Source organism: Nitrosopumilus sp. S6, from assembly GCF_054515815.1.
This window is the reverse complement of the sequence record NZ_JBTNRI010000001.1, coordinates 1-25631: the sequence shown is the minus strand read 5'-3', so window position 1 is coordinate 25631 and position 25631 is coordinate 1. Positions and strand designations below refer to the sequence as shown.

The 25631-nt window shown below is 31.9% G+C and carries 25 protein-coding genes and 1 tRNA gene; 12 read left to right on the top strand and 14 right to left on the bottom strand.

All coding sequences use genetic code 11. From position 1 onward, the window contains the following. The first annotated feature begins 80 nt into the window (after positions 1-80). Positions 81-326, top strand: coding sequence for a U6 snRNA-associated Sm-like protein LSm6 (locus ACX12B_RS00130; protein WP_012214473.1), 246 nt, complete (start codon positions 81-83; stop codon positions 324-326). Positions 327-341: 15 nt separating this feature from the next. Continuing rightward, positions 342-1508, top strand: coding sequence for a methionine adenosyltransferase (gene metK, locus ACX12B_RS00125; protein WP_459352063.1), 1167 nt, complete (start codon positions 342-344; stop codon positions 1506-1508). Here metK and ACX12B_RS00120 read toward each other — a convergent pair. Next, entirely contained in the window at positions 1485-2354 is an 870-nt protein-coding gene (locus tag ACX12B_RS00120; protein ID WP_459352062.1) for an NAD-dependent epimerase/dehydratase family protein, read from the bottom strand. The genes metK and ACX12B_RS00120 overlap by 24 nt on opposite strands. A gap of 90 nt (positions 2355-2444) precedes the next feature. Here ACX12B_RS00120 and ACX12B_RS00115 point away from each other — a divergent pair, with 90 nt between their 5' ends. From ACX12B_RS00115 to ACX12B_RS00100, 4 genes are read left to right on the top strand one after another with little or no spacing between them, the layout of a single operon-like run. Next, complete coding sequence (locus ACX12B_RS00115) at positions 2445-3530, top strand: cobalt-precorrin-5B (C(1))-methyltransferase (RefSeq protein ID WP_459352061.1); 1086 nt, start codon at positions 2445-2447, stop codon at positions 3528-3530. A 31-nt stretch (positions 3531-3561) separates the two neighbouring features. Next, entirely contained in the window at positions 3562-4614 is a 1053-nt protein-coding gene (locus ACX12B_RS00110) for a cobalt-precorrin 5A hydrolase (RefSeq protein WP_459352060.1), read from the top strand. Next, the gene (locus ACX12B_RS00105) at positions 4611-5363 is read left to right on the top strand and encodes a sirohydrochlorin chelatase (protein WP_459352059.1); all 753 of its coding nucleotides are present in this window, start codon (positions 4611-4613) and stop codon (positions 5361-5363) included. The genes ACX12B_RS00110 and ACX12B_RS00105 overlap by 4 nt, the downstream gene beginning before the upstream one ends. After that, positions 5353-5994 (top strand): precorrin-8X methylmutase, encoded by a 642-nt coding sequence (locus tag ACX12B_RS00100; RefSeq protein WP_459352058.1) that lies wholly within the window; start codon positions 5353-5355, stop codon positions 5992-5994. The genes ACX12B_RS00105 and ACX12B_RS00100 overlap by 11 nt, the downstream gene beginning before the upstream one ends. Here the strand turns inward: ACX12B_RS00100 and ACX12B_RS00095 are convergent. After that, entirely contained in the window at positions 5983-7335 is a 1353-nt protein-coding gene (locus tag ACX12B_RS00095; RefSeq protein ID WP_459352057.1) for a cobyrinate a,c-diamide synthase, read from the bottom strand. The two genes, ACX12B_RS00100 and ACX12B_RS00095, sit on opposite strands and share 12 nt — an antisense overlap. A gap of 87 nt (positions 7336-7422) precedes the next feature. Here ACX12B_RS00095 and cobO point away from each other — a divergent pair, with 87 nt between their 5' ends. The 3 genes from cobO to ACX12B_RS00080 are packed head-to-tail and all read left to right on the top strand — an operon-like array spanning position 7423 to position 8948. Further along, positions 7423-7953, top strand: a complete 531-nt coding sequence (gene cobO / locus ACX12B_RS00090) for a cob(I)yrinic acid a,c-diamide adenosyltransferase (protein ID WP_459352056.1) — start codon at positions 7423-7425, stop codon at positions 7951-7953. Between the two features lie 40 nt (positions 7954-7993). Next, positions 7994-8791 carry a translation initiation factor IF-2 subunit alpha gene (locus ACX12B_RS00085; RefSeq protein ID WP_459352055.1) on the top strand — a complete coding sequence of 266 codons (798 nt, stop codon included), beginning with the start codon at positions 7994-7996 and terminating at the stop codon, positions 8789-8791. 1 nt (position 8792) lies between these two features. Beyond that, positions 8793-8948, top strand: coding sequence for an RNA-protein complex protein Nop10 (locus ACX12B_RS00080; RefSeq protein WP_459352054.1), 156 nt, complete (start codon positions 8793-8795; stop codon positions 8946-8948). Between the two features lie 9 nt (positions 8949-8957). Here ACX12B_RS00080 and ACX12B_RS00075 read toward each other — a convergent pair whose 3' ends face one another. The 6 genes from ACX12B_RS00075 to ACX12B_RS00050 all read right to left on the bottom strand — a co-directional run bounded on the left by ACX12B_RS00075 (position 8958) and on the right by ACX12B_RS00050 (position 14076). Continuing rightward, complete coding sequence (locus tag ACX12B_RS00075; protein WP_459352053.1) at positions 8958-11003, bottom strand: STT3 domain-containing protein; 2046 nt, start codon at positions 11001-11003, stop codon at positions 8958-8960. Between the two features lie 149 nt (positions 11004-11152). Next, a complete protein-coding gene (locus tag ACX12B_RS00070) occupies positions 11153-11602 on the bottom strand; it encodes a YbhB/YbcL family Raf kinase inhibitor-like protein (RefSeq protein ID WP_459352052.1) in 450 nt (149 codons plus the stop codon). Between the two features lie 36 nt (positions 11603-11638). Next, on the bottom strand, positions 11639-12007 hold the full coding sequence (locus ACX12B_RS00065; RefSeq protein ID WP_459352051.1) for a PIN domain-containing protein: 369 nt from the start codon (positions 12005-12007) through the stop codon (positions 11639-11641). Further along, positions 12000-13262, bottom strand: coding sequence for a translation initiation factor IF-2 subunit gamma (locus ACX12B_RS00060; protein WP_459352050.1), 1263 nt, complete (start codon positions 13260-13262; stop codon positions 12000-12002). Before ACX12B_RS00060 ends, ACX12B_RS00065 begins: the two co-directional genes overlap by 8 nt. A gap of 31 nt (positions 13263-13293) precedes the next feature. Then, the gene (locus ACX12B_RS00055) at positions 13294-13704 is read right to left on the bottom strand and encodes a S6e family ribosomal protein (RefSeq protein ID WP_459352049.1); all 411 of its coding nucleotides are present in this window, start codon (positions 13702-13704) and stop codon (positions 13294-13296) included. A gap of 198 nt (positions 13705-13902) precedes the next feature. After that, positions 13903-14076 (bottom strand): zinc-domain-containing protein, encoded by a 174-nt coding sequence (locus tag ACX12B_RS00050; RefSeq protein WP_141976913.1) that lies wholly within the window; start codon positions 14074-14076, stop codon positions 13903-13905. A 52-nt stretch (positions 14077-14128) separates the two neighbouring features. On the opposite strand from ACX12B_RS00050, the gene ACX12B_RS00045 reads away from it, so the two are divergent. Next, positions 14129-14202, top strand: a tRNA-Gly gene (locus tag ACX12B_RS00045). Here ACX12B_RS00045 and ACX12B_RS00040 read toward each other — a convergent pair. From ACX12B_RS00040 to ACX12B_RS00020, 5 genes are read right to left on the bottom strand one after another with little or no spacing between them, the layout of a single operon-like run. Continuing rightward, complete coding sequence (locus ACX12B_RS00040; RefSeq protein ID WP_459352048.1) at positions 14203-15165, bottom strand: tetratricopeptide repeat protein; 963 nt, start codon at positions 15163-15165, stop codon at positions 14203-14205. A gap of 35 nt (positions 15166-15200) precedes the next feature. Next, the gene (locus tag ACX12B_RS00035) at positions 15201-15743 is read right to left on the bottom strand and encodes a glutamine amidotransferase-related protein (RefSeq protein ID WP_459352047.1); all 543 of its coding nucleotides are present in this window, start codon (positions 15741-15743) and stop codon (positions 15201-15203) included. Further along, positions 15744-18599 carry a UPF0182 family protein gene (locus ACX12B_RS00030; protein ID WP_459352046.1) on the bottom strand — a complete coding sequence of 952 codons (2856 nt, stop codon included), beginning with the start codon at positions 18597-18599 and terminating at the stop codon, positions 15744-15746. A gap of 47 nt (positions 18600-18646) precedes the next feature. Further along, positions 18647-19768, bottom strand: a complete 1122-nt coding sequence (locus ACX12B_RS00025; RefSeq protein ID WP_459352045.1) for a DNA primase small subunit domain-containing protein — start codon at positions 19766-19768, stop codon at positions 18647-18649. Then, the gene (locus ACX12B_RS00020; protein WP_459352044.1) at positions 19768-20793 is read right to left on the bottom strand and encodes a DNA primase; all 1026 of its coding nucleotides are present in this window, start codon (positions 20791-20793) and stop codon (positions 19768-19770) included. The genes ACX12B_RS00025 and ACX12B_RS00020 overlap by 1 nt, the downstream gene beginning before the upstream one ends. An 85-nt stretch (positions 20794-20878) precedes the next feature. Between ACX12B_RS00020 and ACX12B_RS00015 the strand changes: the two genes are divergently transcribed. Together ACX12B_RS00015 and glyS are read left to right on the top strand one after the other, a co-directional pair. Further along, positions 20879-21718 carry a deoxyribonuclease IV gene (locus ACX12B_RS00015; RefSeq protein ID WP_459352043.1) on the top strand — a complete coding sequence of 280 codons (840 nt, stop codon included), beginning with the start codon at positions 20879-20881 and terminating at the stop codon, positions 21716-21718. Between the two features lie 30 nt (positions 21719-21748). Then, a complete protein-coding gene (gene glyS / locus ACX12B_RS00010; RefSeq protein ID WP_459352042.1) occupies positions 21749-23206 on the top strand; it encodes a glycine--tRNA ligase in 1458 nt (485 codons plus the stop codon). 1 nt (position 23207) lies between these two features. Here glyS and ACX12B_RS00005 read toward each other — a convergent pair. Beyond that, positions 23208-25631: hypothetical protein (locus ACX12B_RS00005; protein WP_459352041.1), on the bottom strand; the 2424-nt coding region annotated here is incomplete at its 5' end.

The following is a 25631-nucleotide window of genomic DNA, read 5'->3' as shown; positions in this document are numbered from 1 at the left end:
AATTTAAGGAATTTCTATTTCTTCAAAGGAGGTAAGGCTTTTATTCTAGAGAACAAAGTTGCAAAACAAGTGAACAATTAGTGTCTCAATCAAATAGCGCAAAAAGACCTCTAACAACTCTTCAAAAAAGCACAAAGAAGAAAGTTACTGTAAGACTGAAGAATGAAGTCGAATACAAAGGTAAAATGGATAATGTTGATTCATACATGAATTTGATTATGACAGATGCTGAAGAACTACATGAAGGTAAAACTATCGCAAATTATGGTAGAGTTATCGTAAGAGGTAACAACGTATTATTCATCAAACTAGAAAATGAACTCTAGTAGGTAGTAAGTTTTATGACAAATAATTTTCTATTTACGTCTGAATCAGTAACAGAAGGCCATCCAGACAAAATTTGTGATAATATTTCAGACGCATTTTTAGATGAATTTCTTCGACAAGATCCAGATTCTAGAGTTGCAGTCGAAACAATGGTAACAACTGATTTTGTTGCTGTTTCAGGAGAAGTTACATCAAAAGCTAATTTAGATAAAAAAGCACAAGAGGAATTAATTAGAAAAACAATTAGAGAAATCGGATATGACAATAAAGAATTGATGTTTGATGCAGATACTTGTCAAGTAAATTTAAGATTACATTCTCAAAGTCCAGATATTAGTCAAGGTGTTACTGCAACTGAAGATAAAGAACAAGGTGCAGGTGATCAAGGATTAATGTTTGGATATGCAACAAATGAAACTGAAGAATTAATGCCTATGCCTATTTTGCTAGCACATAAACTAATTCAAAAATTATCTCAAGTAAGAAGAGACAAAACATTACCATGGGTAAGACCAGATGGAAAATCTCAAGTTTCTGTAAGATATGAAGATAACAAACCAACTAAAATCGAAACAGTTGTTGTGTCTACTCAACATGCACCAGAAATATCTCAAGAAGAGATTGAAAAGGAAATCACTGATAAGGTTATCAAACCAGTATTAGGAAATCTATGGAATAACGACATTAAAATTCACATCAACCCAACAGGAAAATTTGTAATTGGAGGACCGCATGGTGATGCAGGTCTAACTGGGAGAAAGATTATTGTAGATACCTATGGTGGTTTTGGAAGACATGGTGGAGGTGCTTTCTCTGGCAAAGATCCATCAAAAGTAGATAGATCCGCATGTTACATGTGCAGATACATTGCAAAAAATTTGGTTGCAGCAGGTCTTGCAGATAGATGTGAAGTTCAACTTGCATATGCAATTGGAGTTGCAGAACCAGTCTCATTATACGTAAATACATTTGGAACAAACAAGATTCCTGAAAATCAAATTGAAGATTTGGTTAGAAAGAATTTTGATATGAAGCCCTCAGGAATCATTTCTCAATTGGATTTGAAAAGACCAATTTACAAAAAAACAGCATCATATGGTCATTTTGGAAGAAACGAGCCAGAATTTGGCTGGGAAAAAACAAACAAAGTTGATGCTCTAAAGCAAGGCGCCGGTCTTTAACAATTCTTTAACGGATTGAAAATTCATTTTTGATAAATTTCTCAGTTTTTTGTGATCTCCAACAAAATTTCCCACTAGAATATTGAGATCATCTATACCATAATCAAATTGTGAGTTAGTTATTGCAAGATGAAATGCATTTTCAATATCAACATAACATAGTTTAGTTTTTTTCTTTTGCAGGAATAATTGAATATATTTTTCAAATGAGAATATTTCAGGACCAACAAGATCTATTGTTTTATTCTTGAATTTCTTATCAATAATAGACTGAAAAATTAATTTTGTAACATCATTTATCGAAATTGGTTGTATAGAGTATTTTCCAGAACCTGGAATGGTGATTTTATTTTTTTTAATAGATTTCTTTAGATATTTTGTAAAAAGATCATCTTTACCTACAATATACGAAGGTCGAAAAATTGTATAGTTAATTTTTGAATCAATGATAGACTGTTCAGCCTTGAATTTTGATATAAAATATCCTACAGATGTATCAGAAGATACACCAAGTCCACTAGTATAGACAAGTTTTTTGATTTTTGCTTTTATTGATAAATTGACAATTTTTTGAGTTAATTGATGGTTAATTGATTCATAATCAGTTTTTACAGATTGTTTTCCAATTCCTATAAGATGAATTAAAGCATCAGCATTTTTTATTTTAGTAATAAGTAATTTCTGATCATAGTTTTTAGAGATAACTTTAGTTTCATTTTTTAATGATTTGAAATTTTTTCTAGATATTGAAATTAAATGAACATTTTTTTCAGACAAATATTTTCTAAGATTTTTTGCTACAAATCCGCTGGCACCAGTAACTACTATTTGAAGGGGTTTTTCCATAAGAATTTCAAGTAGTTTTTATTTTAAATCTATTTGGAAAATAAAAAATCCTAAACAAGAGTTAATACAGTAAAATGAATACATCAATTTGTGGTAGAAGAAAAAAAGCTAAAAACTGGTTATACAACAGGAAGTTCTGCTACTGCAGCATCAAAAGCTGCGTTATTATCAATCATCAAACAACAAATTATTGAGGAAGTAGAAATTACTTTACCTAAAAAAACTACAATCAAGATTCCTGTAAATTCATGTCAATTTGAAAAAAACAAGGCAAAATGTTCTGTAATAAAGGATGGAGGAGATGATCCTGATGTTACACATGGTGCTGAAATTATTGTTGAATTAACATTCAATGATAACAAAAATCAAATTAAAATTGACGGAGGAGAAGGAGTAGGCATAGTAACTAAACCAGGTTTAGGTTTAGAAATTAACAAACCAGCTATCAATCCAGTTCCAAAAAAAATGATTATAGAAAATCTTCATGAAGTAGGAAAAGATGTTCTAAAAGAAAAAGGAATTAGAGTTGTAATATCAGTTCCAAAAGGTAAAGAATTAGGACCAAAAACAGACAATCCCAGACTGGGTATCAAAGATGGAATTTCAATTTTAGGTACAAGTGGAATAGTAATACCATTTTCAACTGCGTCATATGCTGCATCAATCAGACAAAATTTGGATGTATCAATTGCCATGGGAAATGATACAGTAGTATTAACAACTGGAGGAAGGAGTGAAGATTTTGCAAAAAAAATTGTAGATCTACCAGAACATTGCTTTGTACAAATGGGAGATTTTTCTGGATATACAATTCAGCAATGTGGTAAAAAGAATATCAAAAAAGCATATGTTGTTGGATTTATTGGAAAACTTGCAAAGATGGCAGCAGGAGTAAAACAAACTCATGTTAAAGGTTCAAAAGTCGATATGAATTTTCTAGCAGAATTAGCAAAAAAAGTCAACGCAGATGAAAAAATTATTGAAAATATCAAAAAAGCAAATACCGCAAGACATGTATCAGAAATTATTCAAGAAAATAACATAAGTGGATTTTTTGAATTAATTTGTGCTGAAGTGCATAGACACATGAGAAAACATAGTGAAGAGAAAGTTCCAATTGATGTCATATTATTTGATTTTGAAGGAAATGTATTAGCAAGAGAACCAAAAGGGTAAGGTATTTTATTAAATCAACAAAGTTTTGAGTATGGAAAAAATTTCAGTTCTAGCAATTACTAAAAACGGCATCAATATTGGTCAAAATCTCAAAGAATTTTTTCCAGAATGGACTATTTTTGCACCATCTAAATTTTCTAATCAAAATGATTCTATTACGTGGTATTCAGAGCCTACATCAGAAAAAATTGTTGAATTATTCAAGAATAATGATGCTTTAATTTGCCTGTTTTCTTTAGGAGCAGTAATTAGATTAATTGCTCCTCATCTCAAAGACAAAAAGACAGATCCTGCAGTAATTGTAATTGATGATAAAACAAATTTTGTAATTAGTGTATTATCTGGACATATAGGTGGAGCAAATGAACTTACTGAAAAAATTGCAGAAAAATTACAAGCACAACCAGTAATCACTACAGCTGCTGATGTAAACAAAACCATTGCTGTTGATTTAGTGGGAAGAGATTTTGGTTGGAAGATTGAAGACGATTCCAATGTTACTAGAATTAGTGCACATATGGTAAATGAGGAACCAATAGGTGTTTTTCAAGATACAGGAGAAAAAAATTGGTATAAACAATTACCAAAAAATGTTTCATTATACAATACCCTAGGAGAATTAGAAAAATCAAAATCTAAAGCAAAGTTAATAATTTCAGATAAAATTATTGAGAATGATTTAATATCTGAATCAGTTATTTACAGACCACCTAGTTTAGTGATTGGGATTGGCCTACATTGGGATACATCAAAAGAAACTATCAAAGAAGGCATCAATGATTGTCTAGAAAAATTCAAACTTAGTTCAAAATCAATAGCAAAACTAGTGTCTATAAAAAAACCTGAAGACGTACAGGGATTGATAGATGCTGGAAAAGAAATGGGAATTCCAGTTGAATATGTTGAAAGAGAAGATTTAGCCAAAGTTACAGCTCCAAATCCTTCTGATACCGTAAAAGCTTTTGAAGGAACGGCTAGTGTTTCAGAGGCAGCAGCAATTCTTGTGTCAAATGGTAAATTAATTGTAGAAAAGCAGAAATTCCCACCAAATTTGACTATAGCCATAGCGAGGATTGAAGATTGAAACGTGGATTATTAATTATTGATAGAGGAAGTAGAGAAAGAGAGGCATCTGAAGAATTAGAGACTATTTGTGCAGGCATCAAGGCTAAAGGAGACTATGTTTTTACAGATTACTGTTTTTTGGAAGTAGAACCACCATTTATTGAAGATGGTATTTCAAAATGTCTCAAAGAAGATATTGATTCTTTGACAATAGTACCATATTTTCTGTATCCAGGAAAAAAAGTCAAGATGGCAGTAACTGATACAATGAAATTACAAAAAAATACAAAAGTAAAATTCCTAATAACTAAACCAATGAGCATGCATAAAACTTTGGTAGACATTGTTGGAAATAGAATTACAACTACTCTCAAAGAAAATAATGTTACATTACCAAACAAAGATGTGGATATAATGATTATTGGTCATGGTAGTAAGGATCCTAATGCACAAATGTCATTGAACTATATTGTAGATGAACTAAAAGATTCTTACAGAAATGTTAGCCGTTGTTGGTTAGAAATTGAACAACCAGATATTTTTGAAGGGATTAAAAAATGTGAAAAAGATCAGCCTAAAGTATTGATAATTGTGTTTTATTTTCTACATGAAGGAGCACATGTTAAAACTGACATTAATAATGATTTAATTCCAGCTCTAAAAGATTCAAATCTAAAAGATGTTTTTATTACAAAACATATTGGAATTGATGAAAAAATTATTGATTTAATTATTGAAAGGGCAAAAGAGGTAGAAGATGCAAACTAAGAAAGGTCAATCAATTGAAGATGCAAGTATGCAAATGATTGAAGATGAAATTGGTTCGCATTCATATAATGAAAAAGAATGGCCTATTGTAAGAAGAATCATCCATTCTACAGCAGATTTTGATTTTGCAGATAAAAATAAGATAATTTTTCACAAAGATGCAATTGAAAGTGGAATGAAAGCTTTGAAGAATGGTTGCAGTATTGTTGTTGATGTCAATGGAGTAATTGGAGGACTCAATAAACAAAATCCCAAAGATTTTGGAAATGAAATTGTTTGTAATATCTCAAAACCAGAAATTATGGAATTGGCAAAAAAAGAAGGAAAAACACGTTCGCAAGTGTCAATGAGGGCCGCAAAATCAGATATTGATGGGGGAATTGTAGCCATAGGAAATGCCCCTACAGCCCTACAAGAGGTGATAAAAATGGTAAAAGAAGGAATTGTCAAGCCTGCACTAATCATAGGGATTCCAGTAGGCTTCATCTGTGCTGCTGAATCAAAAGAAGAATTATCTAGATTAGAAGAGGCGCCATTTATCACAAATTTGGGTAGGAAGGGAGGTAGTTCATCAGCATCTGCAATAATTAATGCAATTTTTAAGTTAATTCGAGCAGAATCAGCTTCTTGAGTATTTTATACAGTTTTTTACAAAATCCTTTGCATAACTAGAACTATCAAAATAAAGATGCCCATATGATGCAAGTGAATTATATTGCATTAATCCATCTTTGTGATTCTTTATTCCATCACCAATTTCTAATTCATAAGCAAACTTTGAGTCAGAAGATACAGAATCTAATTTAGAATAATGAAATTCATGACCTTGAATACTGTGTGGTTTTTCAGAAATTATTGAATGATTAATTTTTCCTTTTGTATAATTTAGTTTCATTTTTTTTGTCATAGAAGTTTCTGCATCAAATATGCCAACCATTTTGTATTTTTTATTTTCTGAGGAAATAGATTTTGTAAGATACATTAGTCCTCCACATTCAGCATATATTGGAATATTATCTTCAGCAAGATTTTTGATGAGATTTTTCATAGTTTGATTTTTTGCTAACTGTGATCCCAAAATTTCTGGGAATCCTCCGCCAATGTATAGTCCATCACATTTTGGGATATTTTTATCATTTACAGGACTAAAAAACTTTAATGATGCACCTTCTCTTTTAAGAGATTCCAAATTATCTTGATAATAGAAATTAAATGATGTATCTAATGCAACAGCAATTGTTGTTTTATGTTTTTTGTAATTAGGTTTTGAGATTTTTTGAAGTTCTGTAGTATTTTTTGAGATTTTAATAATTTGGTCAACATCCAGATTTTTTGAAATAATTTTTGAGATGTTCTGAATTTTTCCGTATAGTGTTTGGTTATCTAAAGTAGAAAATAATCCTAAATGCCTTGATTCTAAACCAAGTAGGGGATCTTTTGGAATTACACCCACTATTGGAAGTTTTGTTTTCTCTAGAGCTTGTCTACATAGATTTTCATGTTTTTTGCTTCCTATTTTATTGAGAATTATGGCAGAGATTCTCGAATTTTGATGAAACTTTTGAAATCCCAAGGCAGTTGCTGCAATAGAACGAGCGGTTTTACTTGCATCAAGAATCAAAATTACAGGAGATTTTGTTATAGAAGATACATGATGTGTACTAGCGTAGTTTGAATCACCACTAAATCCATCATAGAATCCCATTACACCTTCGATTATTGATACATTAGATTTAGAATTTGAAATAAAACTAGATAACAAATGATTTTTTCCCATTAACCAGACATCTAAGTTGAATGTTTCATTTTTTGAAATACTTGAAAGATAACTTGGATCAATATAATCAGGACCTACTTTGAATGGTTGAACAGAATATCCTTGTTTTTGAAGTGCATAAATTATTGAACAGGTGATGGATGTTTTTCCAACTCCACTACTGGAACCAGCTAAAACAACTCTTGGAATTTTCAATTTGCATGAATAATATTATTTTTTTATTTAAATCGATGTATTTGTCAAATACTCAATGTTTTTAGTTAGATAATGAAATGGAATGTCATGAGTGGGGGTTTAACCATTGTATACACCGGAAAAGGCAAAGGTAAAACAACTGCAGCGTTAGGATTAGCATTAAGGGCTACAGGATATGATAAGAAGATCTGTATGATCCAGTTTATCAAAGGTTCATGGCATTATGGGGAAATGGATTCAACAAAAAAACTTGAACCTGGATTTGAGATGGTTGCAGTTGGAAAAGGATTTGTAGGTATTATTGACGACAAAAGTCCAAAAGAAGATCATGAAAAAGTTGCAAAAGAAGCAATTAGAATCAGTAATGAAAAAATTCAATCAGGAAAATACGATATTGTAATTTTAGATGAAATCAACTACGCAGTAAATTTGAACTTGATTTCTGTAGATGATGTGTTGAAATTGATAAAATCAAAGCCAGAGAACATAGATTTAGTTCTAACAGGAAATTATGCTAAAGAAGAAGTGATAGGCATTGCAGATCTAGTAACAGAAATGAGGGAGATTAAACATCCATTTCAGAAAGGTATCAAAGCAAAGAAAGGGATTGATTTCTAACCAGCAACATTAATTTACACAGTTAGGAGTTTTAGAAGAAATGTCTACAGAAGATCAAGAAATGCCTGAGCAGGGTGAAATTGTTCTTGCTACAGTAACCAAAGTCATGGATCATGGTGCATATGTTACACTAGATGAATATGATAATTTGCAAGGATTTTTACATATTTCAGAGATTGCTCCAGGATGGATAAGATCAGTTAATAGATTTGTAAAAGATGGGGAGAAAAAAGTTCTGCTTGTAAAAAAAGTAAATCCACAACGAGGAGATATTGATTTATCATTAAAACAAGTTTCAAAAGATCAGAAAAAACAAAAACTAAAAGAAGTGAAAAAATTTGAGAAGGGAAAAACTCTATTACAAAATGTTCAAGAAAAGGCAAAACTATCAGATGACGATATTGAAAAATTAGAAGACAGTATTTATTCAAAATATGACTCAGTATATGACGTATTCATTGAAATTGGAAGAAATGGAATTAACTCTGTAAAAGAATTAAAAATTCCTAAGAAAACGGCAACTGTTATTGAAGAAATTTGTTCTAAAATTAAACTTCCATCAGTAGAAATTAGAGGAATTATGGAAATTACTAACTCAAAATCAGATGGGATTGAAATTATTAAGAAAACTCTTTTGGATGAACTAAAGAAAGATTCAACAATAGACATTACATATTTGGGTGCACCAAAATATAGATTATCAATTACTTCAGAAGATTTCAAATCTGCAGAAAAATCGTTAAAACCAATAATTGCTGATATTCAGTCTAATATAGAAAAGAAGAAGGGTTCATTCAAATTTACTAGAGAAGAATCAAAGAAAACTCGAGAGAATTAAAATGAGATTTCAATTAAGAAGATGTAGTAAATGTTTTCAATATACATTGAAAGAAAAATGTCCTAAGTGTAATGAACAAACAATTTCTGCACACCCAGCAAAGTTTTCACCTGATGATAAATACATGAGATATAGATTAGCTGAAAGATATAATTAAAAATTAATTTCATGGAACAAAATCTTTGTTGATTTCATAAACAAATACACCTAACACAACTCCAGATTCTTCAACATTAAAACTAGGAGAAGAATATACTAGTTTGAATGGTTGATCATCATTTGAGAATTTAATGTTTTTTTCATATAGAGGAGTGTAACCAGGTTGATATGTCAATGATTGCTGATTTGTTTGAATATTTATGTATCCAACAACACTATAAGGAATCATTTTTCCAAGTAACGTATTATTCCAAAAATAATCAGTGCCACTGCTTCCATCTACGTGTAAATATTTATTCAAAGGTTCATTTGCAATCCTCATAAACCATTGTTTTTTTGATTCATCAGCCCCCCCACCTAAAACATAAAGTGGTTGATTGTTAGGTCCAACGTAGTCTAATCTTTGACCAGATACAAAAATTACAAAATAATCTGCTTCCATTTTATCTAAAGATTTCCAGCTATTTTCTGGAGTACCAATTAAAATTTCAGCTATCTTTTGGATAATAAGTGTAGAAACTGTAGCATTATCAGCTAAAGTAGCTCTATCAGCCTTTGTTTGAATCCAATATCCATAATCCCACCATGAAGCAATAACTGCATCTTCAGGAGTGTTGTTTTTTATCCATTCTAAGGAATCATTCCAATCATCAGTAGATATTTGAAAATGAGTACCGCCATTTAGAATTGTAGGAGGATTGTCAACAGTACTAACAATATTTGGAGTTGTGAAAGCTAATGGAAGTGTTAATAGAATAATTATTCCAATCACGTAAGATGATTTAAAAGTAAATTTTTTGAATTTGCCAAGATCATGGTTTTTTGAAATAAATTCTTTAGATAGAATCGATAATGATAAAGAAGATAATATAATAATTGAAAAAGATGCAAAAACCTCCAGTCTCACAAATGCAGAACTAAGATACATTCCAGACAATCCAATAATTAATGAAAAAGAAACCATATCATTTTGTATGAATGGATATTTTTTTGGAGTTTTTAGAATTAACCAAATTCCAAGACCAGCAAAAATCATTAAAACTGAATGAAAGAGAAAAGATTGTTGTATGGTAGTAGTTGCATGTTCAGATACAGAATCAACTAGCGGGTCTGTAGTAGTTAAAAATGGATTTATTGCATTTAGATACCTAAATGATGGGAGAGGAATAAAATCAGAATCCACATTCATTACAAGTAAACTAGGACCAATTATCAAAATTGCAATTAGAAGTAATAATCCATTCCTAATTTTTTTAGACTCTACACTCTTTTTTTGAATAATTATACACATTACAAGAAAAACGGTTGGTACAATTAGAGATAATCCACCTAATCCAAGAATAAAATCTGATCCTAATCTTTCAAACCCCAAAGAGGTGATTAGAGCAGAAATCGTAAAGACAGGAATACTCCATAAAAGAAAATTATGGTCTCTTCGTACAAATGGTAGTACGAAAAAGAATACTCCTAAGGGGATGATAAAAAATTGAATACCACCCCATGCAGAAAAACCAAATATAATGAAAAGTCCTGCTCCAACTAATTTTAAAAAAGAAATTTTATGATTCTTTGCTCTAATCCCACTTAAAAATAGGTATAATCCTAAAATTCCAAAAAATAATCCAAGAGGTTCTGATTTAAACCAACCAAGCTGTCCACGAATAAGTATAGGCAAAGAAATTGAAAATAATAGTGTAGAGAACAATCCTGCAGTTGTTCCACCAATTACTCTTACAAGAGCAAAAACTACAACACAAGTTAATGAACCAATAATTACTGGAAACATGATTGTGAAATCATAAAGGTTATTGTTGCCACCAAAAATCCAATATGTTGTTGCAGTTGTAAGGTGTAGCATTACTTGTGAATTACTAGAAACATCTCTCCCATGAGGATACCAACTTAAATTATCATCCCACTCAAAATATGCATTAACACCGTTTTCAACGACATATTGCGTTGCTCTAAAATTAAAAAAAGGATCAAATTCATTTAATTCCCAACCCCAATCTGCAGGTTGGGCACGAATTAAGAAAGAAATTGAAAAAGACAAACAAAGTATTCCTATTATTAAAAGATGATTTAATTTTAAATCATACCGTCCAATAGAAATCATAGTAGAATGGGAATTCAATTATTTTCAATTGATATCTACAGCTTATTACTCTTTATGACAAAATTTGTGTTTACAATAATTTTTGTTTATTGTGGTGCATATTTACCAATTAATTTTGCTTCAGCAATAACATGATTTTTTAGCAAATTTTCAAGATCTTTTTTAGTTGAACCTCTATCTAATTCAAGTATTATATCAAGTGCGTATAATTTGAAGATGTAAGTATGTTCTTTGTCAGGGGGAGCTGGTCCACCATAACCAATTTCTCCAAAGTCTGTTTCTCCTTCAATTGAATTTTTAGGTACAGAATTTTCATCTATTTTTTTTGTATCTTTAGGAATATTCCATAAAACCCAATGAACCCAAACTTTTCCAACAGCACCCATTGCATCAGGATCATCCATGATTAGAGCAAAGGATTTTGTTTGGTCTGGAACATCACTAATTATTAACGAAGGACTAACATTTCCATTTTTGTAACCAAATTTTTTTGGTATTGTTCCACCATTTTCAAAAGATGAACTTTCTAATTTCATAATTATAATGAGTTAAAAGCTTAAAGTTAAATTTTTCTAAGACTCCAGAATTATTTTATCATTAGAAAAAGACATTATTGAGCCACCAACATGTTTTATTTGCTTTTTTAGTTCTTTATCCATCGTACCAATAATGGAATTGTTGGATTTTGCAAATTCTATTAGTTCTTTGTCTGCAAAAGAACCCAATAATTGAATTGTTTTGAAATTTTTGACATAATCTAAAGTTTTTTCAATTCCAAGTTTTTTTTCAGGTATTGTTTGTAATTTTAATAATTCTGTTTTTACAACTTCGGGTACAACAAAAGAGATAGTACCAATTTCCATATCAAGAGAATCAATATTTTTTATTCTTTTAGTAGCAAGATTAATCAAAAAACTGGTATCACAGATTACTTCAACCAACTATTCCAGCACCAATTAGTCTCCATCGTTCATCGATTCTTCTACTTAGTGCTACATTTCCACCTTCAAAAATGCATGCAGGCCTTCTTAATTCAATATCTACATTTTTTGATTTTACTTTAACGACTTTACCCAATAATGGAGCAGTGCCAATATTTACTCTGAGTAATTCGCCGGTTTGTATTGGTTGAACTTTAATGTCTTCAGTAGTTCCTACGGCTGAATCAAATAATGTCACATCTAGTTTTAATTTTGTAGAGTTTTCAGGCAGAGTTCCTGGTTTTCCAATAACTGAACCAATAAATGAATCACTGCGAGTCATTGAAGGATCTAATTTAGTACCAATTGCAACTAATCCGCCAGGTTTTACTGATTCAACAATTCCAGCAGCTGTTCCTAAAGAAGTAATTTCTGTTATCAATGGTTCATAAGTTTTTTTCTTTTCGTTTAGGATTCCAGGTTTGATTTCAATTTCATCACCGATATTAAAAATACCTTGAGTTAGACTACCGCCAATGACACCTCCTTTGATGTTTTTTAGTTTAGTACCAGGTTTGTTAACATCAAATGAACGTAAAACATGCATTACAGTATCTTGTTTTTCATCTCTTTCAGGAGTTTTGATACTAGATTCTATTGAGCCAATTAATACATCAATGTTAAGACCAGATTGAGCGGAGATTGGAATGATTGGTGCTTTTGCAGCATGGGTTCCTTTGACAAATTTTGTGATATCTTGATAATTTGCAAGTGCTTCTTTGTAAGATAACAGATCAACTTTATTTTGAACAACTACAATTTGTTGAATTCCAAGGGTTTGTAGTGCCAAGAGATGTTCTTTTGTTTGGGGTTTTGGAACTTTTTCATTTGCTGCAACCAGTAATAATGCTCCATCCATTAAAGCAGAACCAGACAACATGTTTGCCATCAAACTTTCGTGTCCTGGACTATCAACAAAACTAACAACTCTAGATAATTCACTTTCTCCTCCACAATTGTTACATTTCGGAGTTGTAGAATACCCTAAAGGTTCTTCACAGTTTTTACATTTGTAAAATGCTGCATCAGAATAACCAACTCTAATTGTAATTCCACGTTTTAGTTCTTGGCTATGAACACTTGTCCATGAACCAGTTAATGCTTGAATGAGAGTAGTTTTTCCATGATCTACATGACCAGCAGTTCCAATGTTGACACATGGTTGATATCCATATTTTTTAATATACCAATCAGGAAGTGTATCTCTCCAATGCATGAGTCAAAATGTAGAATCGGTATATGTTAAGTTATTCTTTTTTATCTTCAGGTTTTTCTTCTGTAGACTCCACTGCATCTTCTGCAGGAGCTTCAACAGGTAATTCACCATCAAATTTACAATTAATTTGATAAATTTCTTCAGAAACAGTATTTCCGCGCATTAATTTTCTTACTCTTTGTCCTTTTTCTGCATCTTGCAAACCTACACCTTTAGAAAGTAGAACATATTTTCTTGCAGCTCCATGAATATCATTTCTCATTGGAACACCAGATTTATCACTGCCTCCAGTGAGTTTTAGTTTTCCACTTAGACCAACAACAGAAGCGTCAGTTTCGTGTCCTAATTCAAGACCCAAAAGAGGATTAGCATCGCTATCTTTGAGTTCTTTTGACATTGATTTTCCTTTAATGTCGGAAATGGTTATCTTGAAGTTTGCCAAGTATTCGAAAAAAATCTAAAACGACTAATTAACCTTTGGACATTATTTTTAAATTAATAACAACAAAGAAGATTATGGCTGAAGATATACGATGTCCAAAATGTGATAATAAGATGGTGGACATGCAAGCCTGCCATATGTTTTGCCCAAATTGTGGTTCACATCTAGATTGTTCGGATAAAGGAAATTATTGGTAGATTACAGTCCAGGTCTATCAGGAATATATTCAGAAGACATGTTAATTGCTTGATCTTTCATGATTTCAAGATATGTATCATAATCTGCTTCAAAATTACAATGTGGACATTTTACATTTGTTACATTATCATCCAAAACTGCAACTTTTTCACATTCAGGACATCTTGCATCCATATACTAACTTGTGAATCAAGATATTTAATTATAATTAATGAAGATGGTTCAAGCGGAGTTAGTTTAGTCTGGTATGACGTCAGCTTCCCAAGCTGAAGGCCGCGGGTTCAAATCCCGCACTCCGCATCATAATTCTCTAATTGCTTGTTCTATAATGCCCCTATCAGGAGCCTTTGGAAAATATTTTAAATAATTTTTAAGATCATCTTTTGCATCATTGTTCTTTTTTTGTTGTTCCCTAAGATAAGCACGATTTTTGTAAATTTTGGCAGAACGTTTAGGATTAATTTCAATTGCTTTAGTGTAACAATCTTCTGCTTTTTTGAAATCATTTGTTTTAAGATAAAAATTTCCAAGACCATTATAAGTCAAATAAGAGCGATTATTGAGTTCTAAACATTTTTCATAAAATTTAACACATTCAGAAGATTTTTGTTCATTCATCATAGTACCTAAAAGATGTAGTGCAATAGAATTATTTGGATTCAGTTCAATTGCCTGATTTAGGGATTTGATTGCTTCAGAATAATTTTTTAGGATATTTTGTCGCTCAGATTCAAAACATAATCTATTTGATTTATCAAGAGAATCATTCTCAAGTTTAATAGAAGATAAGATATCTCCAGGTGCAATTACTATCAACAATTTACCTTCTTCAGACCATTCTTTTTCAAATATATCTTCAGGGATTGCACCTTCTTGCATTTCGCCTTCTTGATTTCCTGTCTGAATATAATGAAGAATTGTTTTTTCTTCATCATTGTAACCTGTAATAACAGAAGCATGTTGAGTAACTTCAGGAATTCCAGGCAGAATTACAATTGGGGGAATTCCAGAGTCAATAATTTTTTTTAATTCATTTAGAGAAGAATATACAATTTTGCATACTAGCCCATGTCTTTCTGCAGATTCGATACCTTCAATGAGTATACTTCCGTTAAATCCTGCATATTTTTTTGCAGTTTCTATGGCTTCAGCCATAGGTAAATCGATATTCCAATATTTTGAAACCACATTTACTGGTAATGGAAGACAAATATTTTCTTCTTCTACTAATGGTAAAAGTAATTCATGGTCCTCCTGTTCCATAAATTAATCAAATTTTTCAGAGTAATTAAAATCATTCAGAGCATACAGAATTTTTCAATCATATTATTTCCGTCCAAACTCATTTCAGGATGAAATTGGGTTCCAAAAATAGGCTTGTTTACATGCTTAACAATTTCATATTTACAATTAACAGATTCTCCAATAGGAATCAAATCTGAGGGTAATTTAGATATCTCAAAATTATGACTTTCAAAAACCAATAAAGAGTTATTTTTAATAAGATTATTTTCAAAGACTTTGACAGTTTCATTCCCTTTTTGAAGAGAAGAACTTTTCTTGATTGTTCCTCCCAAAGTAAGAGCTAAAATTTCAGCACCATAACAAATACCAAGTAGTTTAGAATTATTTTTAATAGAATATTTTACAATTTTTGAATTTATTTCATTAATTTTTTTTTCATTCTTTCTTCTACCAGATAAAATAAAAGAATCATAGTTAGATAACGAATCAATATCTATATTGTTTGGAGTTTTGATTTCAAATAAAATATTTTTTTCAGTAAGAAAATCAGTTAGATTTTTTGTGTAAATAGATCCATTATCTACAACCAGAAGCAATTAGTTGCCTACCTCAATTGAGACATAATGAATCTCAGATATGCCATCTTTGACAAATATTGTTCCAATGTTGAGGTTATTTTCCTCTTGCCACATGAATACTCTATCACTTCTTGGTTGTACAAAGTCATCAATAAATTGTGATAAGAATTCTACAGCATCCTCACGATCATTTTCTGTAAAGAAGAATAATTCTCCTTCATTAAATGATAATGGAATTTGTATTGATGTAGGTTCTGATACGGTAATGCCATTTTCTTCAAAGACTTTTTTGATAATTTCTATTCTATTATCTCTGTCTAATTCAACATAATCTTTATCAGCAACAGTAATTGAACCTGCAACGCCTGAAACTTTCTTCAAATAAGCTTCAAATGCTTTTTCTTGAGTGGCACCTAGTCCGACAAAGTATTCTCCATTGAATGCTGCACCTACAGCTGCAATTGTTCCTAATTGTGCAACTACACCTCCAGCGCCAGCAGTATAAACAGGAATAAAGTAAACATCATGAGCACCCACACGATACAGAATATTATCACCAACTCTCGGATTTCTCAATAATGTCTTTAATTGAGCAAATTCAGGATCTCTATCAAGTGCTTCTCTAACAGCAGTTGGACCAATTAATTTAGTTGTAGAGTTTAGAGGAACTTCATAAAATTGTAAGTTACCCAAATTAGTAAGATCATTTTCAACTACCATATATCCTGCAAGGTTTCTTCCTTGAGAACCTCTCAATTCTAATGACAACAATCCCAAGAACTCAGTTTGTTCAAATCCTGGAGGTTTTGCTTCTACATAATAGGTGTCTAGGCCACGAGGAATTTCATAAAATTCATTTGCTTGAATGAATGTTTCAACATTAGTAACATGGTAAACATTGTACATTTCAGTTTTCCAATTAAATAATTCAACAGGATATCTAATTTGTTCTTCTAACCATGCAGGCATTGGTTGGAATTGTTCTTCATACTGACTAGCAAACATTTCTGTAAAGAAATCATCTCCTGTCTTTAGTAACTGAATATCACCATTGTATGAATCAACAAGTGCATATCCTACTAGACGTAAGTATGGATTTCCAACAGACCATGGAACATCTCGTGTATCAAATCCAATGATTAGTGGAATTAGCCAATAGGAGTTTTCACCATCAGTAACAGGAAGGGAATCTAATTCTTTACCAAACAAATCATAGAGAAAATATGGATACAAGATTTGCATTCTGTCATGTACATCTTTGTATCTCATTATGTGAACAGATTCTCCTGGAAATGAGAGCAAAAAGTTTGGCTCAAATATCCAGCTCAAAGGAGGTGAAACGTCTAATCCGCCCGATCCAGAATAAGATACACCACCAAGTTCTGCACTTTCAGAACCTCTGGAATTTGGATAAGCAGACCAAGTTTGCTCAAACAAGCCACCTTCACCATAGTAAATTTCTCTTTGTTTGAAAAATTGGTCACTTTCAACAATTTGTCCATCTGTTGCTTCCAAAGTAAGGAATCCTTCTGGAACATGTGTGTAAACAAGATGTTCGTTATACCATCTATTTTCAAGACTAACAGATGTTGGAAGGATTGGTTTCATTGAGGCTGTCCAATACAGAGTATTGTTAAATCTCAAAATATCATTATCTTCAAAGTCAACATAAGGAATCAAACCAATTTCAGGCTTTAATTTGGCAAAAGCTGCTTCCCAGTCCCAAACTCGAATTACATCAAGAACATCGCTATTTTGTGAAACATAGTTTTTGATATTGTTTGGAGAAACAGAGGTTAATTTAACATCATGAATATTTTCCTGTACATTGTTTAGTTCACCTAGGTATCTGTTAACTCCAATTTGTTGAGCAGTATACGGTCCCAAAAATTCAATCTTTTTTGCATCTGCAATACTATTATTTACAGAAACAACTCCTGCAACAATTATTGCAATTGCAATTATTGTAAGTATTCTAATGTATACATCTCTCTTAAACATATGAGTTAGAACGCGTGCTCTAATTCTATCAACAACTGAAAATGCAATGAGTGCAAAACCAATTACAAGTGTACCGCCAATTACATATCTTGTGTTATAATCAATTTGATCAGTAAAAAATAAGTTAAATCCTGCCCAAAGTATTCCAATTCCTATAATTCCTTCAATAGTTGAAACATAGTTTAGGTATCGGGGCTTACCTTCATTAGAGTCTTGAAGAAATGAAGTAATCACATGAATTATTCTGTGTAATCCAACATACAAAACTAAACGTAATCCTATTGCTGCAAGAATTGGAGGAATCAAAATTACTAATGCAGGAACCATTGGTACTACATTTTCGGCAGCATAGTTTGGATCGGTTTCTGGAGTGATAAATGGTAATGAAAATAATTTTGGTAGATTTTCTATTCCAAGATAATTACCATCAAGAAATGACATTGCAGCAAATCCAAACATAATATTTGCAAAGAATGCACCAAAGAGGAAAATTTTGGTAATTTGCCAGATTACAAATTGAGCTGAGCTTAATTTGTAATCTCTAAAACTTGGCACTACATTGGATATTGGTTGTTGCCCACTTTTGCCTAAAAATCCAATTGCAGTACTAATTGCATACCAAAAAATAGAAGATCGTCCAGCAATATTTACACGAACTAGTGCAATAGCAGATAAAATAATTGTAGAAATGAGTGTGTAATAGAGTGGCTTGGTAAATTGATCGCCAAATTCGGTGAAATTCATCGATAAAATGACTGCTTGATTTCCTACAATTGCAAAAATAACAATACCAATAATTGCAATAATACCTAATCGGATGTATTTTCCAGCATCAGGAGGAGGAGTCTGCTTATCAGTAGAGGCGCTATACAAAATCAAGTTGAGTTAAGATTTGGTAAATTAATGTCTTACCAGCAGAATTAGGCAATTGTTGCTAGTTTTTTGCAGATCATATAGACTGCAGCAAATGTTGGAATACTTACTTTTTCGTTATGGTATGGACCAAATTTTTTATTTTTTAATTTGAATGAAATAGGGCAATTTGCCAATACTTCGACAGTATCATCACTGAGAAAAGATGAATCGGCATAAGCATCAAATTTTTCCAAGTCTTTACAATGAATTTTTGTAAGACCACTTTTGCTATTAATAGAACCTGGTAGACGAAAAATTCTATGTATATCCATTGTAACATTAGGATCAATTTTTGCTCCAATATTTTCAGAAACATCATCTAAAGTTTTTTGAAATGATGAATAACCATTTGAAAGAAGTTCTGATATAATTTTTGATCTCTTTGATTTTGAACCATATACATATTTAGAGAATCTACCTCGCCATCCAGATTCACCAAAATCTGGAAATTGATTTCTATGTGGTTTGAATTTTTTCATTCCAAATTTTTCAGGAATTGCACCATTAAACATGATGTAATCTACCAAGTCTGATCTTTCTCTAGACCCATTTTGTTGGAATTGAGAATTGTACACATAGATATGAAATCCTTCATTACCAGAAAAATATATTTGAATATCATCATTGTTTATTGAGAAATCATTTGTTAATATTTCTGATAATTTTAAAACTTCATTTTTAGATGAATCAATACAATTCTTACAAGGTAAAGATTTTTTTTCTATTTTGGTTGAATTGCATTTTAAACATTTTTCAGAATTATTAGAAATTTTATTACATTCACTACAAATAGAAACTGTATGATTTGCTCTACAAGATAAATTTAGATCCTTTGCATCAATATCAAAAATAAGATCAGCTTCTTTCCAATCTTTCTCATTCATAGGTAAATTAGGAAATGAGTAGTATGCATTAGAGCAATACACGTCAGATGGAACATTTTGCATTAGTAGTAAATGTAGTTCTTTGTCGTCTTTGACTGAAATATGACGTGTCATTCCAGAATTGAATTTTTGATAACCAAATTCTCTTTCAGATGTACGTCCAGGTACTCGAATTAAATCAAATTGTTCAAAATAATATTTTTTGAACGCGCCCTCGAGAAATTTTATGTCAGCTTCTTTCATTATTTTCTCTTCTTTCCAAATTGTAAGGGACTAATGATACCATCACACTCTGGTGTTGCAAAGCAAAGACTTTGTGTTTTTAGTTTTTCGCATGAAGGACAAGAATATTGCGTACCACTACCTGATGTTCCAGCTAGATGATTAAGTTGGTAAAGGGTTACACGCTCATTATAATCAGGGGCATTTTTGAATAATGGTGCAATTTGTTGTACAGATTGTCCTTTTGAAAGAAGAAAAGTTGCTAACATGAATCTACCAGAATGTGGTAGATTTTCACCTTTTTCAAGTATATCAATTGCATGTTTGACACATGGAGGGTATTCTCCAGTTGTTACTGTAAAAGTTGAGAATTTTTTTGATAACATTACAAGTTTGTTTACAGAATCTTCAAAACCAGGAATCATTGTTGGTGTTTTTGCATTTACTATTTTTGAATTGATATAAGTTCCAAGTTCTTTTCTGATTAATCTTACAGTTTCGTGAGGAGTAAGAAAAACTAGACCGTTTTCTACATATCTGTTAATTAATTTCCATTCTCTTTCATGGAAATTAATAGAATGTTTTAGATAATCAGATACAGGTATTACAAAATAATCATTGATTTTTTCTATTTGAACTGAAAATAAATCATCAATTACTCTAATTGCTAATTGTTTTTTTGATTCATCTGAGATATTTGCTAAGTCTTTTTCTAGATATTTTTCAGCTCGTCTTGCCTCAGCAAGTGCAAATCTCTTGATTAGAGTATGCATGCCACTTAGTTTTAACAAGACTATAGCAAGTAGAAATGAAAAAACTTCTCTAGGAAGTGCTGCTTCTTTTGAGACCTGATCTCCAATAAGGTCAGATTTGTAGATTTTTCCATCAGCTGCAACTTGAATTCTCTCATATGCTTTAGTAATCAATTCTTTTAGATCAGGATCTGTTCCAAATTGTTCTAAAGTGAATCCTTTATCTTTTAGGTATTGGCCAGCATCAGCTAAAAATGGATATTTTGCGATTTCGTCTTGTCCAAGTGCTAGCATATTAGTAAATTACCTAGTTTACTTAAAAATCTGGTTTCAGTATATTTGATGCTGATTTAAATTATGTTTTGATAAAATTGAGAATATGCAGATCGGTTGTCATGTATCAATTTCAGGTTCTATTGACAAGGCAGTTGATAATGCAGTTGAGAGGGAATGTTCAGCATTTCAAATTTTTACCAGAAACCCAAGAGGATGGCATGCAAAACCACTAACTAAAGAAGACATTACTAATTTTAAATCAAAACTAAAAGATAGCAAAATTGATAGATTTGCAACATGTGCACACATGCCATATCTTCCAAATCTAGCAACTCCAAAAGAAGATGGATTTGAAAAATCAGTAAAAACGTTAGTTGATGAAGTTGAAAGATGTGCACAATTAGGAATTCCATATCTTGTAACTCATCTTGGAAGTCATTTAGGAGCTGGAGAAGAATCTGGAATTAAGAGACTAGTAAAAGGATTAACTGAAGCTGGTAAAACAAAAAATGATGTAATGATTTTATTGGAAAATACAGCAGGACAAAAAAATTCAGTTGGTTCAGATTTTAAACAATTAGGAGAGATTTTCAAACAGCTAAAACCCTCAAAAAAATTTGGTGTTTGTTTAGATTCATGTCATGCATTTGTTTCAGGATATGATTTGAGAAGTGAAACAAAAGTAAAGGAAACTTTTGCGGAATTTGACAAATACGTAGGAATAGATAATTTGAAAATTCTTCATCTTAATGATGCTAAAGGTGAAATTGGATGTAACCTTGATAGACATTATCATTTAGGAATGGGAGGTATTGGAGAAAAAGGGATTTCAGCTATTGTAAAATATGCAAATAAAAAGAAAATACCAATAGTGTTAGAGACGCCTATTGATGATGACAGAGATGATTTTGAGAACATTCGAAAAGCAAAAGAATTTGCGTAGAAATTTATTCAATGGTTTTAGTGACTAATTATGGACTATGAAGCAGTAATGAAATTAGCACTTGAGCGAGGATTTTATTTTCCTAGCTGTGAGGTTTATGCAGATGCACAAGCTGGTTTTTGGGAATATGGTCCAACAGGAGTGGGTTTAAAAAATAAATTTTTAGAATTATGGAGAAGAGAATTAATCAGAAGAGACGGGATGCTTGAGATTGATGGTTCTCAAATAATGTCTAAATCAGTGTTTGAAGCTTCAGGTCATTTAGGGAATTTTGCTGATCCAATAATAAAATGCACAAAATGTAATTCAACATTTAGAGCTGATAGAACTATTGCAGAAATTACCCAAATTGAAATTCCTGAAAGTGCAGATTTGGAGGAATTTGATAATGCAATTAATCAAAACAACATAAAGTGTCCAAAGTGTAAAGGAGATTTTGATAAAACCAAAAATTTCAATATGATGTTTAAGGTAGGGATTGGTCCTGAAGAAGAAGAGGCATATCTAAGACCAGAGACATGTCAATCAATCTTTGTAGATTTTCCTAGATTATACAAAACAATGAGAGGAAAACTTCCATTAGGAATTGCACAAGTTGGAAAGAGTTTTAGAAATGAAATAGCACCTAGACAGAGTCTTTTACGTTTAAGAGAATTTTATCAGGCAGAAATTGAAGTATTTTGTAATCCTTCTAGACTAGATGAAGTTGAAAAATTTGCAGAAATACAAGATACTGTGATCAGGATTCAAACAGATTCAGAACCAGTTGAAATGACTTGTAAAGAAGCAATAGAATCTGGAACAGTTCCAAACAAGTTTGTGGCATATTATTTGGGAATATTGACTGAGTTTTATGAAAAAACTGGAATTGATATTTCAAAAAGTAGATTTAGAAAATTGGGAGATAAGGAAAAAGCATTCTATGCTGAAGTTGCGTTTGATTTTGAAGTAGAGACTACAATTGGGTGGTTAGAATTAGTTGCATGTAACTACAGATCAGATTATGATTTATCCAGTCATGCAAACAAAAGTAAGGAAAAATTTGAGGTAATGGACAATGATGACAAAGTCTTACCTCATGTGTTTGAGATTTCAATGGGAATTGATAGGAGTCTTTACACAATTTTAGAGCATTCATTAAAAGATGACAAAGAGCATGAAAGAGTTGTATTATCACTAAAACCATATCTTTCACCCATACATGTAGGAATTCTTTCACTAGTCAAGAAAGATGGATTAAAAGAAAAGACAGATGAGATTTATCTTTTCATTAAACGAAAGTTTGATGCATTTTTAGATCATTCAGGTGCAATTGGTAGAAGATATAGAAGATTAGATGAGATAGGAGCTCCATTTGCAGTTACAGTTGATCATCAAACACTAGAAGATGATACTGTAACTATACGAAAAAGAGATTCTATGGAACAATCACGAATTAAAATTTCAGATATTGATTCAATTCTTTTAGAATCAGTTGCGTTTCCATAGACTAGTCTGAGTATACTGTTATCATTTCAGAGATTATCTTTTGTTTCACTTTAACAGTCAAATCTTTGATTGCTTGTGCTTGTGGGATTAGACCTTGTTCAGTCTCTAATGTGACAGTCCAGTCACCAATAATTGGGTCAATGGAAGTGATGGAGAATCGTTCTAATGCACTATCAGCACCACTATACTTTACTCTGAGTATCTGTCCATCATATTCAACACTTTGTAATCCACCTCTATGTCCTCTAGTACTATCTTGAACTGCACATTCATCAGATGAACCAATTATACATTGACCATTTGGTGCAATTACATTGAATTTGAATTCATCTTGAGAATCAGATGCATAAATCAAAACTGGTTCAGACAAGACATTTCCATCAATTTCAATTGACTGAATGGTCTTCATATCATATGCAGACATTGAAACGGTCTTTGGATAGTTGTAAAGTACTGCTGAATCAGTAACTTTGGATGTTCCATACAAGTCTACTTTACCTTGAATATCATATGATGATAGACCATCATAGAATGGAGTCTTCCAGTCAAATGATACTTTGGTCTGGCCATTACCAAAGAATTGGGCTTGTTTTGATACGACCTCACCATCAACTAATAGTGACACAATACCATATGCTGGGGCTTGATCATTTTCTATATACAAGTTAGGTCTAACTATAGAATTGCTTGCCTGGATAGATTGTACATCTAATTCTAGAGATACATCTGGGTCTGTTATTGGTTTCACACCCATGGTATAGTGTTTTGATTCAACCTCACTAAGTTCCTCATCAATTACATGTATCCAATAACCAACTGCAGGATCTTGCATGAGGTATGAAGGTATACTTGCAGATACTTGATATGCTGATTCAGTATAGATTAGTGGTTCAACATTCATTCTTATTGCAATATATTCGTCATCAGATTGTCCTAGTGTGATTGTTCTAAGTTCAACTCTCTTGAGCGGTGTCTTGCTATCAATGATTGCGGAAATATACAAGTCTTGTTCAGATACATAGAAGTATTCTGAATCAATATCTGCAATATGTTGTGTACCATTTTCAATTTGGAATTTTACATCGAATATTCTAGGTACTGCAAATGAAATTTCATCAATTTCATCTTCTGGGATATCAGAAACTACTACTACACCATCACATGAAGGAGTGTTAATTGCAGCATTTACTGTATTTTGTACTGTGCCTTTCTCTTCAGTAACAGTTACCATCAAGAATGTTTCATTTGATGTAATTGGAATTTCATATAGATATTTATCAACTCTAGTAATCTTGTTTAATTCCTCATATGGTTGTTCATCAGATAGGATAGCAACAATTGTTCCAGTCTTTGTGGTATGAATAGTAACTACTGGAAGATTCTCTGCATCGCTAGAAATTAAAATTCTTGCAATGTTTTCATCACATTTGTCATATGATACCTCGTTAATTGTTAGTGGAGTTCCCAAGATACCACCAAATCCCCCTGCACCACCACTAGCACCTGCACCTTTACCAGTACCACCCCCACCACCTGATCCGCTGCTACTGGTACCTTCAGTTGATGATGAAGTGGATTTCTTTGCTGCGCCGAATTTTGTAAAGTGACTAGTCCAGAGAATCACATCAGTGTTATCATCGAAATAACATTCATCATCACTATCAAGTGCTGCATCAGCTGCCGATGCAGTTGCAAAGTTTTCAGAACATCGTTCTATGAATACAATATTGTCATTAGTATCAGTATAAAATGGTACAAATCCAGAACCACCATCATCCTCAAAGACAATTTTTGCTGGTGGGCTAATAGAGATAGTCTGTCCTGCAATTCCAACTTCAAATGCGGCAATTTCTGAATATGAAGTTGTAGTTGTTGTAGTTCCTGCAGCAGTTGAACTTGTGGCGGATGTAGTTTCAATGGTAACTGTTTCAGAATGTGGGATTCCAAGTGTACCATTCCATCCAGATGGTCCTGTGAATGTTGTATTATCAGCAAACACTATAGTGCCAGCTTTATCTTCAGTGTTTGCATCATCATTTGTATGTGTAGCATTGAAAGATATATTGAAACCTTTAGTGATTGTGGCAGAATTACCACTCTTTATACCTGAAAAGTCAACAGTTGAACGAAGATTTTCTGAATTAATGACAATGTTACTGGTGGCAGAAGAACTGCTAATAACTACTGAAGATTTTTTAGTTATTTTTACACTAGTAGTGTCAGCTGATGGGTATAATTTTAATGGTTTTGAAGTATCACCTGGGGTAAATGTAGCAAGTAGCGTATCAGAAGTTAAAGAGTTTTCAGAAAATGAACGAGTGACTTCTCCGAGAGATCTGGCAAGGGTATCAGTAACAGTGATTAGATCAGATAGTAAAATTGTTTGAGAAGCTGATGAAGCTACTGTGTCAGTTACTGAGATGGA